Origin of the sequence: Bacteroides ilei, from assembly GCF_900128495.1 — a bacterium.
Lineage (GTDB): Bacteria > Bacteroidota > Bacteroidia > Bacteroidales > Bacteroidaceae > Phocaeicola > Phocaeicola ilei.
Genome location: NZ_LT635801.1, coordinates 1 through 12,031, shown reverse-complemented (window position 1 = coordinate 12,031; position 12,031 = coordinate 1). Strand labels below are relative to the sequence as shown.

Annotated in this window: 9 protein-coding genes; 3 read left to right on the top strand and 6 right to left on the bottom strand. The window is 44.3% G+C overall.

The genetic code is table 11. The features are described from left to right. Window positions 1-9: 9 nt before the first annotated feature. Window positions 10-1,497, top strand: a complete 1,488-nt coding sequence (locus tag BQ7489_RS00045) for a PSP1 domain-containing protein (RefSeq protein ID WP_072529515.1) — start codon at window positions 10-12, stop codon at window positions 1,495-1,497. Between the two features lie 106 nt (window positions 1,498-1,603). Beyond that, complete coding sequence (locus BQ7489_RS00040) at window positions 1,604-2,116, top strand: gliding motility lipoprotein GldH (protein ID WP_072529514.1); 513 nt, start codon at window positions 1,604-1,606, stop codon at window positions 2,114-2,116. Here the strand turns inward: BQ7489_RS00040 and rodA are convergent. From rodA to purH, 6 genes are all read right to left on the bottom strand, one after another. Then, a complete protein-coding gene (gene rodA / locus BQ7489_RS00035; protein WP_072529513.1) occupies window positions 2,072-3,526 on the bottom strand; it encodes a rod shape-determining protein RodA in 1,455 nt (484 codons plus the stop codon). The two genes, BQ7489_RS00040 and rodA, sit on opposite strands and share 45 nt — an antisense overlap. Beyond that, a complete protein-coding gene (gene mrdA, locus BQ7489_RS00030) occupies window positions 3,507-5,357 on the bottom strand; it encodes a penicillin-binding protein 2 (protein ID WP_072529512.1) in 1,851 nt (616 codons plus the stop codon). Before mrdA ends, rodA begins: the two co-directional genes overlap by 20 nt. Further along, the gene (mreD, locus tag BQ7489_RS00025; RefSeq protein ID WP_072529511.1) at window positions 5,357-5,857 is read right to left on the bottom strand and encodes a rod shape-determining protein MreD; all 501 of its coding nucleotides are present in this window, start codon (window positions 5,855-5,857) and stop codon (window positions 5,357-5,359) included. The genes mrdA and mreD overlap by 1 nt, the downstream gene beginning before the upstream one ends. Window positions 5,858-5,871: 14 nt before the next feature. Further along, the gene (mreC, locus tag BQ7489_RS00020; protein ID WP_072529510.1) at window positions 5,872-6,723 is read right to left on the bottom strand and encodes a rod shape-determining protein MreC; all 852 of its coding nucleotides are present in this window, start codon (window positions 6,721-6,723) and stop codon (window positions 5,872-5,874) included. A 128-nt stretch (window positions 6,724-6,851) separates the two neighbouring features. Continuing rightward, complete coding sequence (locus BQ7489_RS00015) at window positions 6,852-7,874, bottom strand: rod shape-determining protein (protein WP_072529509.1); 1,023 nt, start codon at window positions 7,872-7,874, stop codon at window positions 6,852-6,854. Between the two features lie 18 nt (window positions 7,875-7,892). Further along, complete coding sequence (purH, locus tag BQ7489_RS00010) at window positions 7,893-9,419, bottom strand: bifunctional phosphoribosylaminoimidazolecarboxamide formyltransferase/IMP cyclohydrolase (RefSeq protein ID WP_072529508.1); 1,527 nt, start codon at window positions 9,417-9,419, stop codon at window positions 7,893-7,895. A gap of 175 nt (window positions 9,420-9,594) precedes the next feature. On the opposite strand from purH, the gene BQ7489_RS00005 reads away from it, so the two are divergent. Beyond that, window positions 9,595-11,883: an inorganic phosphate transporter gene (locus tag BQ7489_RS00005; protein WP_072529507.1), complete on the top strand. Its 2,289-nt coding sequence runs from the start codon at window positions 9,595-9,597 to the stop codon at window positions 11,881-11,883. Window positions 11,884-12,031: the final 148 nt, after the last annotated feature.

Sequence of the window (12,031 nt, the reverse complement as noted above, 5' to 3'; positions counted from 1 at the left end):
CATATAAACATGAGCAAATTTATACTGAAGAACGGAAGCGGCCCTCTATGTTGCAAAGGCTGCGGACGACAAGATAACAAACTAAATACATACGACTGGCTCGCTGATATCCCCGGAAACAGCGAAGAACAGGAAATGGTAGAAGTGCAGTTCAAGAATACCCGTAAAGGATATTTCAAGAACAGCAACCACCTGAAACTGGAAAAAGGTGACATAGTTGCCGTAGAAGCCAGTCCGGGACATGATATCGGAACCGTAACCCTGACCGGAAGGCTTGTCCCCCTGCAAATGCGCAAAGCCAACCTGAAGCCGGACATTGAAATCAAACGTGTATACCGTAAGGCGAAGCCGGTAGACCTGGAAAAATATGAAGAAGCCAAAAAGCGCGAACATGACACCATGATCCGCTCACGCCAGATAGCAGCCGACCTGGGCCTGCAGATGAAAATAGGTGATGTGGAATATCAGGGCGACGGCAATAAGGCCATATTCTACTATATAGCCGACGAGCGTGTGGATTTCCGCCAACTTATCAAGGTACTGGCCGAAGCATTCCGTGTACGCATCGAAATGAAACAGATCGGCGCCCGCCAGGAAGCAGGAAGAATTGGAGGTATCGGTCCTTGCGGACGTGAACTGTGCTGTGCCACCTGGATGACCAATTTCGTATCTGTCTCTACCAGTGCCGCACGCTACCAGGACATCTCACTGAACCCGCAGAAGCTTGCCGGCCAATGCGCCAAACTGAAATGCTGCTTGAATTATGAAGTCGATGCATATGTAGAATGTCAGAAACGTCTGCCTAGCAAGGAGATCACACTGGAAACACAGGATGCCACCTATTACTATTTCAAGGCCGATATCCTGAAAGGTACCATTACATACTCTACCGATAAAAGTTTCCTGGCCAATGAAGCTACCATCACCGCCCGCAGAGCATTTGAAATCATCAATATGAACAAGCACGGTGAAAAGCCGGAAAAACTCCAGGATAACGGTAGCCATGAGACAGGACGTTCCAAGGACCTGCTGGAACAGGAAAGCCTAACCCGTTTCGACAAGAGCAAAAATGCAAAAAACCGGAAAAAGAAGAAAGCAGATGCCCCCAATGAGTTCCGCCAGGGAGCACAGCCGGCACAACCGGAAACCCAGACGGAAGAAGCAAACGGTACAACGAAACGGAATGAAGGCAGACAGAATGAAAGCCGGAAAAAGGAGCGTAACAACCGCAACAACGGTGGAAACCAGGAAAACAACGGCAACAGACAACGTCTGGAGAAACAGGAAAAACAGCAGAAGGCACAGCAACAACCTGCCCCTCAAAAGAATCTGCCATTACCCATAACCGCTGAAAACAATATGCAAAACCCGCAAGACAACCGTCGTGATGACAAAAACAATAACCGGCGGCGGGAACGCAACAACCGACACCGCACCAAACGGCACAATGACAATGAAACTGGAAACGGAAACCCGGATCCGACTCCACAGGCATAGAATAAAGAATGGAACAAACACTATAGCAAAGAGGCAGATTCCGGTCAAGGGACTGCCTCTTTCAATTTAAGCATTCCGATAAACTGATAAACAATACCATTGCAAAATGAAATTAGAAGGACATTCTTTTTTCCAACAGATAGGAATATATTTGTTCCTGATATTGCTGTTTTTGTTGCCATCGTGCGAAAAAGATACCACCTACCACAGCTACCGGTCCATTCCTTTCCATGGCTGGGACAAGGCTGATACGCTAATCTACACGTTACCGGACAACCTTACCGGAAAGACTTACCAGGTAGAAATAGGAGTACGGCACAATGAAACCTATCCGTTCCGTGATTTATGGATTGAAATCCATCATCCCCTCATCCCCCACAGCCCGCACGAAAGAATACACCTCTATCTGGCCGACAAACACGGCAACTGGAAAGGAACCGGAACTGCCGGTAACCTGTACCAATATACCGCAAAAGGACTGAAACTGGAATTACAGCCCGGCGACAGTATCCTGCAGATTACTCACATTATGAATACGTCGCCGCTCCAAGGAATTTCGGACATCGGCATCCGGCTATCCTTCCCTCGCAGCGTCAATCCGCAGAAAGACAAACAATAGTATGGTAAATCCCCACAAGGAAGATCCACCGTAACTAAAGAAGGGAAGCGGGATCCCGATAACCGGCGTCAACCCCAAAACCATCCCGACATTCACAAAAAGATGAAAAAAGAAAATACATAGAACAGAGTAGCCGTATACCCTCCCAAATCGGGACGTCTGCCGCTCTGCCAGATAAATCAGACGCCAGATCAAAGCCGCAAAAAGCAATATGACGACCGAAGCCCCGACAAAGCCCTGTTCCTCTCCTACTGTACAGAAGATGAAATCGGTATCCTGCTCCGGCACATATTTCAGTTTCGTCTGGGTACCGTTCAGGAAACCTTTCCCGGTAAATCCTCCTGAACCGATAGCGATTTTACTCTGATTCACGTTATATCCTGCTCCAGCCGGATCATCTTCCATACCTAACAAGACCTTGATACGCACCTGCTGATGGGGTTCAAGCACATTATTGAAAACATAATCGGCAGAAAAGAAGAAACCGACCGAACCGACCGTAAAGAATAATATATACAGATAATGCCGGATGCGGTCATGGAAAAACAGATAGATCAAATATCCGCAAAGCACCGCACACACCACAAGTTCCAATATCCCGACATTGAACGGAATCACATACAAAGAAAACAGAAGCCCGAGCAAGATGGAACCGCAACCGAAAACCAGGATATTCCGAAAAACCTTCTGCCCATTCCTGCAATATGCATTCACCAACATGGCAGAAAATATGACAATCAGTCCCAAAACAGCAAATTCACCCCATGAAGTACAGTCATCGGCCATCATATCTATACTGAAACGGATCCCCACTATAAAATAGACAACGGCACAAAAACCTGCAAACAAGACAGAACCAGTCATTCCCTCCCGGTAAAGCACCAGAAGGAATGAAAGATAAACCAAAGCCGATCCGGTCTCTTTTTGCATGACAATCAATATCATAGGTACCAGAATAATACCCAGTGCTGTAACCAGATTTCTGGTTCTTTCCATAGAAAAAGTATATTCACCTATATACTTGGAAAGTGCCAACGCCGTAGCAAACTTGGCAAATTCTGCCGGTTGCAGACTGACCGGCCCTAAGACAATCCAAGATCGGGATCCCTTGATTTCATGCGGATTGAATATAGTCCCGAACAGCAACAGCAGTAATATACCATATATAAGATAGGCATAGGTATCATAAATCCGGTCTTCAAGCATCAGCAATACAAAGCCCAGACCCAATGAACATCCGATCCACATCAGCTGTTTGCCGGCACGGGTCGAAAAATCCAGAAAGTCCGGATCCCCGTAATCATAGCTGGCTCCGCAAACACTGAGCCATCCACAGATTACCAGGACTATGTAAAGGGCTATCGTCCGCCAATCCACCTTCGTCCACAAACTATCTCTCTTGAAGACCATAATCAATTCTTCTATTTTGTATTTCTGAAGCCATCGCCTCATCTTCCGGCGAAAGCTTTCCTTTCAAATATTGCTCTATCATCAAACGACCTATGGGAACACCGTAAGTCGCTCCCCATCCACCATTCTCAACATAAACGGCAATCGCAATCTTCGGATTTTCCATCGGAGCAAAACCCATAAATGCCGAATGGTCTTTCCCATGGTTCTGAGCCGTACCAGTCTTGCCGCAAACCTCAATATCAGGTAGATTGGCAACCCTACAGGTTCCCCCCAATACAGCCATACGCATTCCTTGTACCACCTCCTCATAATGCGACTTATCGACCATGGTGTACCTTTTTTTCGAATATAAGGTATCGATACTTTCACCTTCTATCGATTTCACCACATGCGGTGTGAAAAAATAACCGCGGTTGGCAATCGTTGCCCCGAGATTCGCTATCTGCAGGGGTGTTGCAGTGACTTCACCCTGACCGATGGAAATACTGATAATCGTCAAACCGTTCCAGGACCCCTTGTATGCCTTATCATAATATTTGGCATTGGGAATCATCCCTCTTTTTTCACCGGGCAGATCAATCCCCAATGTATATCCGAATCCCATAGAAACCATATAGTCACGCCAGGTATCCATCGCATTCTGTACACTTCCATACTTCTGACGGGCTCCGATCATATGATATAATCCCCAGCAGAAATAACCGTTACAGGATGTCGCTATGGCAGGAATCAATGGCAATGGAGACGGATGTGCATGACAACCTACGTGAAGTCCTCTAAAAGAGAATCCATGCACACACGGATAAGTGGTACCGGTTGTAATGATACCCTCCTGTAGATAAGTCAGAGCCTGAGTCGTCTTAAAGGTCGATCCGGGAGGATATGTTCCCATGATGGCACGGTTAAGCAACGGCTTCCAAGGGTCGCGTGACATAGCCAAATGATTCTTTCCACGCTCCCGTCCGACCATCAGATGAGGATCATAACTCGGAGAAGAAACCAGACAAAGTACTTCCCCTGTCTGAGGCTCGATGGCAACAATACTCCCGATCTTCCCTTCCAGAAGCCGTTCGCCCAATTGCTGCAGATCAATATCAAGGCTTAACGTCAGGTTCTTCCCCGGAACAGGCTCCTTATCGAACTTCCCGTCCATATAATTCCCCTGAATACGCCCATGTGCATCACGGAGCAGAATCTCAATCCCTTTTTCACCCCTCAACTGCTTCTCATAGGAACGTTCTACACCCAGTTTCCCGATGAAATCGCCAGGCTGGTAATATTCATCCTGTTCCATTTCATTTTTTGAAACTTCTGCTATATCACCCAATACATGTGCGCCTGCATTGTATGTATATTGACGGATGGTACGACGCTGTATATAAAAACCGGGGAATTTGAACAGCTTCTCCTGAAATATGCCACAATCCTCGGCCGACAGCTGGGTAAGCAGAACCTGGTTGGTATAAGGAGAATAACCGGGATTCAGACGCCGGTCTTTCATGTCACGAAATTTCTTACGCAAAAACTCAGGAGTTATCTTTAAGGTACGGCACAGATCCATTGTATCCAAAGAAGTTATTTCCTTCATGATAACCGTAATATCATATGCCGGCTGATTAAATACCAGCAATTTCCCTGTCCTGTCATAAATAACACCCCGGCTAGGATATTGTATTTTTCTCAAGAAAGCATTACTGTCGGCATTCTTCTTGTAATCGTCGTTCATTATCTGCAACACGAACAAACGGGCAATAAAAAGAAGAACAACGCACAGAACAGCACCTGCTATCACATAGCGACGTTTCGACAAGTTATAATTTTTATCCACTATCTCTTCCTCCTTACGGCATCAATACACATAATCAAAATAACGGAAAGGAACGTACTGGACAGAACTCTCCAAAAAAGTTCCTCTATACGGAACAACGAAAATATATCTATCAGCTGCCATACAAGAACCATCAGAAAAGTCCCACTCGTTACATAACGCAGGAATGGAGAAAAACCCATAATCCGTATTCCCGGTTCATAGTCATCGGTAATATCCCTGACCATCTGCATACGTAACAAAGCCGGACGAACAAAAGCCAACAATGTACATGCAGCGGCATTGACTCCAGGCGTATTGCTGAAGACATCGACACAAAGTCCCAAAAAGAATCCTTGCAACAAAAGGGAAACGCGGGTAGTTTCTGAATTTAATGTCAAGATATAATAAATATAGAGAACGGGTGTTGCATACCCGGCAATATGTACATGGTTCAAAACCAGGACCTGAACCAATACCAGAACAAGGAACCATAATATCCGATGAATCAATTGAAGCATCTTATTCTCTCCTTTTACTTTAATTTGGTCAATACATTATCTTCCAGTTCAGCCTGCTCATTCTGGCCATGGAAACGAATGACACAGACATCACTCAAACGGGCAAAATCGGTAAACAAACGCACTTTCAACCGATACGACAAGCCATCATTACTATCTCCCATGTCATCCACTACCCCAACGGGAATACCCTCTGGAAAGACAGAACTATGCCCGCTTGTAACAACAGTATCTCCCAACGTAAATTCCGAATGTCGAGGTATATCTTGCACCCAAGCATATTGGCTGGAACCACCATCCCATTTCAAGGAACCGAAATAATCTGTACGGTGGATCTTACAGCTGATGCTACTTTTGGAGTTCAGAACCGGTAGAACAATCGAATAATGAGAAGATGTCTGGTACACAATTCCCACAACTCCATTACCATCGATGACCCCCATCTCAGGGCGGATGCTATCGGCACTCCCTTTATTTATCGTAATATAATTATCCGCACGTGTCAGACTGTTATTCACTACCCGGGCAGGATAAATAAAATAATTCCTCAGCACGTCCTGTTTCATCTTTGCTATTTCGGTCGTATCCCGGACATAACCCTTCAATGCTTCATTCAAACGTTCGAGCTCCAGTTCCAGTTTCACATTCTGCTGTACCAGATTCCGGTTGACCTGACGCAAGCCAAAATAAGAAGTTACATTACTGACTGCATCACACACTATTCCAGAAACATAATTGGCTGAAGTAAAGAACACACTACCCTGATAATTGTTAAACCGGAACAATAAAGTAAAGCTGACTACTTCCAATAAAATAAAAAGCAGCCAATAATTATACTTCAAAAGAAAATTAAGCAGATTCCGCACGTCAGAAACTTATATTATCAATCAAAACAAAACTGATAAAAACCATAAAAAGCCAGCAGTTAAAAACAGAAGGAAAAAAACCTCTATCCTTAACAGCTGACTATAAATTTTCTTATTCTTCCTCCATGTTACCGCATCAAGAATGAAAAACGGTCAACGTTCTTCAATGCGATACCTGTACCTTTAGCAACACTAAGCAAAGGATCTTCCGCAATGTGGAAAGGAATATTGATCTTATCGGTCAGACGTTTGTCCAAGCCACGCAACAAAGCACCTCCTCCGGCTAGATAAATACCGTTATTTACAATATCGGCATATAACTCTGGAGGAGTATTTTCAAGAGCGCTCAATATTGCAGTTTCAATTTTAGCAATGCTTTTCTCCAGGCAGTGTGCAATTTCCTGATAACATACAGGAACTTCCATCGGCAGTGCAGTAATGCGGTTAGGGCCACGGACAATATAATCTTCAGGTGCTTCATCACCCAAATCGGTCAAAGCCGCTCCCACATGGATCTTTATACGTTCGGCCATTCGTTCACTGACTTTCACATTATGCTGGCGACTCATATACTCCTGAATATCAGCAGTCAGATCATCACCCGCAATACGGATTGAATTGTTCGAAACGATGCCTCCCAATGAAATCACAGCAATTTCGGTTGAACCACCACCTATATCTACCACCATATTACCTTCCGGAGCCTCAACATCCAGACCTATACCGATAGCAGCCGCCATCGGTTCAAAAATCAAATAGACATCACGTCCTCCAGCATGTTCTGCACTGTCACGCACAGCACGCAGTTCGACTTCAGTACTACCCGAAGGAACGCCGATAACCATACGCAAAGAAGGGGTAAACAGCCGACGACCTGTATTCACTTTCTTAATCAGGCCGCGCATCATCTGCTCACATGCATTGAAGTCGGCAATAACGCCATCACGTAAGGGACGTACTGTACGAATATTCGGATTTTCCTTTTCATACATCAATTTTGCACGTTCACCTACCGCAATCATTTTATCAGTACGACGGTCCAGGGCAACGACAGAGGGTTCGTCAACCACAATCTTGTCATTGCTTATAATAATGGTATTGGCAGTACCAAGGTCCATCGCTATTTCTTGTGTAAAGGAGAATAATCCCATCCTGCAATAAAAATTAAATTAATGTTTAAAATGACGGATACCAGTAACAACCATTGCAACACCATGTTCGTTACAATACTGGAAAGTCAAATCATCTTTTACAGATCCGCCCGGTTGGATAACAGCCTTGATACCTTCCTTATCGGCCAGTTCCACACAATCCGGGAACGGGAAGAATGCATCACTAGCCATCACAGCGCCATTCAGATCAAATCCGAAAGACTTAGCCTTTTCAATAGCCTGTTTCAAGGCATCTACCCGAGAGGTCTGACCGACTCCACTGGCTACCAGCTGTTTACCTTTAGCTAAAACGATGGCATTACTTTTACTCTGTTTTACAATTTTATTGGCAAACAACATATCTTCAATTTCAGCATCCGAAGGAGCTTTGATTGAAGCCAGCTTCAGATCATCACGAGTTTCAGTCTTCAGATCCCGATCTTGGGCCAACACACCGTTCAACAATGAACGGAACTGTCTTTTGGGCAGTTCAACATCCTTACGTACCAAGACTATACGGTTTTTCTTCTGATACAGGATTTCCAATGCATCCTCGTCATATGCAGGCGCTATAATCACTTCGAAGAAAATCTTATTGATTTCCTCCGCCGTTTCACGGTCTACCGGTACATTTGTTACCAGAACACCGCCAAAGGCAGAAACCGGATCACCGGCCAACGCTGCTTTCCAAGCCTCAACCAAGACAGGACGGGAAGCCAGGCCACATGCGTTATTATGCTTCAATATGGCAAATGTTGTTTCACCTTTGAATTCATCAATCAGATCAACAGCGGCATTGATATCCAACAGATTGTTATAAGAGATTTCTTTTCCGTGGAGCTGATCGAACATTTTGTCAAAATCGCCGAAGAAGACGCCCTTCTGATGAGGATTTTCACCATAGCGCAAAGCCTTCGGATTTTCAGCTGCACAACGGAAAGCCGAGTGGTCATCACCGTCAAACCAGCCGAAAATAGCAGAATCATAATGAGAAGAAACCGCAAAAGCCTCTTTAGCAAACCAGCGGCGTTCTTCACGTGTAGTGACAGCCCCATTCTTCGAAATAATATCATAGAAAGGCTTATATTGAGCCTTGCTGGCTACAATAACCACATCATTGAAGTTTTTAGCTGCTGCACGAATCAACGAGATTCCGCCTATATCTATTTTTTCGATGATGGACTGTGAATCGGCACCCGAAGCCACAGTGTCTTCAAACGGATACAAGTCAACAATGACCAGGTCTATTTCCGGTATTTCATATTGCTTTATCTGTTCCTGATCACCTTCCAGCTCACGACGACAAAGAATACCTCCAAAAACTTTCGGATGAAGAGTCTTGACACGTCCACCCAGAATGGAAGGATAACCGGTCAGATCTTCAACGGCATGGCAAGGATAACCTAACCCTTCTATAAAATGTCGTGTTCCACCTGTTGACAAAAATTCAACACCTTCCTCTGCAAGACGACGGATAATCATATCCAAACCATCCTTGTGATAAACCGATACTAACGCGGTCTTTATTCTCTTTGACTCTGACATTGCTATAAGATTTTAATATTTGGGGCAAAGTTAGGAATTTTAAATGTATATACATAAGAAGGAGCGGTGAAATTATCGCACTTTTTTTGTAACACAAATGTAATATGTATGACATTATCTTATAATATGCCCTGTTTAGCTTTGCGCCAGAAAAAAACGATAGAACAAATAAATTATGGAAACCGTTTATCTAGGAATTGTAATATTCCTTTTTATGTTGGCAGTCTTCGATCTGCTGGTTGGTGTCAGCAATGATGCTGTAAACTTCATGAATTCTGCCGTCGGAGCAAAAGTGGCACGCTACAAAACCATCATTATCGTGGCGGCAGTAGGTGTATTTGCAGGAGCAATCTTAAGTAACGGTATGATGGATATTGCACGCCACGGCATATTCCAACCGGCCAATTTCAGCTTCTATGATATCATGTGTATTCTACTGGCCGTAATGGTTACAGATGTAGTCCTGCTAGACGTATTCAACACCTTAGGACTCCCCACATCAACTACCGTATCCATGGTATTTGAACTGTTGGGAGGAACATTCATCCTGGCTCTTCTCAAAATTGTGGGAGACGAATCGGGAATGCTTTCTCTGGGAGATATGATGAATACAGAAAAGGCCCTGTCAGTTATTATGGGTATCTTCCTGTCTGTAGCAGTAGCCTTTATCTGCGGAACCTTTGTACAGTACATATCACGTCTGATATTCAGCTTCAACTACAAAAAGCGCCTGTCATGGAAAATCGGTATCTTTGGAGGTATTTCAGTAACGGCACTAACCTATTTTATCCTGATCAAAGGTCTGAACAGCGCTCCATTTATGAGTCCAGAATCCTTGCAATGGATAAGTGACAACACCACCTTACTCGTAATCGGCTGTTTTATCTTCTTTACAGCCTTGATGCAGATCCTACACTGGTGCAAGGTCAATGTATTCCGTATCATTGTCCTGCTAGGAACATTTGCTCTGGCTCTGGCATTTGCCGGCAATGACCTGGTGAACTTCATTGGAGTTCCGTTGGCAGGTTTCTCTGCATACACCGACTATATAGCCAATTCAAACGGAACGGGTATCCACGACTTCATGATGACATCATTAATGTCATCGGCAAAAACCCCGGCAATCTTCTTATTTGCCTCCGGAATTATCATGGTTTATGCACTGGCTACATCCAAAAAGGCTAAAAACGTAATCAAGACATCGGTCGATTTGGCACGTCAGGAAGAAGGAGACGAAATGTTCGGTTCTTCCGGTCTCGCCCGTACAATCGTGCGCCGTGCAACTGCAATCAATGAATTTTTAGTCCATGCCATTCCTGAAAGCTGGCGCAAATGGATTGACAGCCGTTTCAACAAAGACGAAATAATCCTGGAAAATGGTGCTGCATTCGATATGGTACGTGCCGCAGTAAATCTGGTCCTTTCCGGCTTATTGATTATTATCGGTACAACAATGAAGTTGCCGCTATCAACCACCTATGTAACCTTTATCGTAGCGATGGGATCATCACTGGCCGACCGTGCGTGGGGCCGTGAAAGTGCCGTTTACCGCATTACCGGTATGCTGTCAGTAATCGGAGGCTGGTTTATCACTGCATTCGTGGCATTCATAATCTGCGCGCTGGTAACTATCATCATGTACTACACAAGTTTCATCGGTATGTTTATCTTTATCTGTGTTGCGGTATTCCTGCTCATCAGAAGTAACATCCAGTACAAGAAGAAACAACAGATAGAAAAACAGGACGACCTCTTCAAACGTATGATGGCAAGCAAAGACAAGACAGAAGTACTGAATCTGCTCCGCCAGCATGTCAAAGAAACATTGACCAGTTATATTGAATATACAGAACAGGCATACGTAAAGAGTACAGATGGGTTTATAGAACAAAATCTGAAGATCCTGAAAAAAGTAATCAACACAACTGACGAACAACGGAAAATGTTGAAGAAACGCCGTCGTAAAGAGATTCTGGGACTACGCCGGATTCCTATTACAATCGCAATCGAAAAGAATACATGGTTCCATCTGGGAAGTAACAGCTGCGAAGAAATGCTATATTGTATCAAACGTATATGTGACCCATGCAAGGAACATGTCGACAATAACTTCAATCCTATCTCAAAGGAATGTGTCAAAGAATTCACTCCTGTTCGTCAGGAACTCTGCAATCTGATGGAACGGACCCGCATGGCTATCGAAAACAATAACTATGCAGAAGCCGATGATATCCTTAAAAAAGGAGATGCCTTGAAAAATACCATTTCATCATTGCGAAAACAACAGATGAACCATATGCAGGAGGCAGACAGCACAAGCCTGAAAGCTTCACTAGTCTACTTGAATATCCTGCAGGAATCACAGGAATTAGTAAGTATCTGGCGTCATTTGCTACGTGCCAGCCGCTTCTTCCAAGGCGACTATGTTCCTCAGGAATCACAGCTGCCCACCCGTACAGAATAATCAAAGTGACCTATTAATTTTAGAGGGTGTGTCAAAATGCATACCCTCTTTTTTTATGACAACGCCCCGACTTTCCCAAGCCGAGGCGTTGTTATTACCTAAAGATTTTGTATCTTTAAGCATAAGCAAAGTAATATGGCAAAGATAC

Bases quoted from the DNA above. Each gene is read 5' to 3' on its own strand.
- BQ7489_RS00015 (WP_072529509.1), bottom strand. From the start codon at position 7,874: ATGGGATTATTCTCCTTTACACAAGAAATAGCGATGGACCTTGGTACT.
- BQ7489_RS00005 (WP_072529507.1), top strand. From the start codon at position 9,595: ATGGAAACCGTTTATCTAGGAATTGTAATATTCCTTTTTATGTTGGCA.
- BQ7489_RS00045 (WP_072529515.1), top strand. From the start codon at position 10: ATGAGCAAATTTATACTGAAGAACGGAAGCGGCCCTCTATGTTGCAAA.
- mreD (WP_072529511.1), bottom strand. From the start codon at position 5,857: ATGCTTCAATTGATTCATCGGATATTATGGTTCCTTGTTCTGGTATTG.
- rodA (WP_072529513.1), bottom strand. From the start codon at position 3,526: ATGGTCTTCAAGAGAGATAGTTTGTGGACGAAGGTGGATTGGCGGACG.
- BQ7489_RS00040 (WP_072529514.1), top strand. From the start codon at position 1,604: ATGAAATTAGAAGGACATTCTTTTTTCCAACAGATAGGAATATATTTG.
- purH (WP_072529508.1), bottom strand. From the start codon at position 9,419: ATGTCAGAGTCAAAGAGAATAAAGACCGCGTTAGTATCGGTTTATCAC.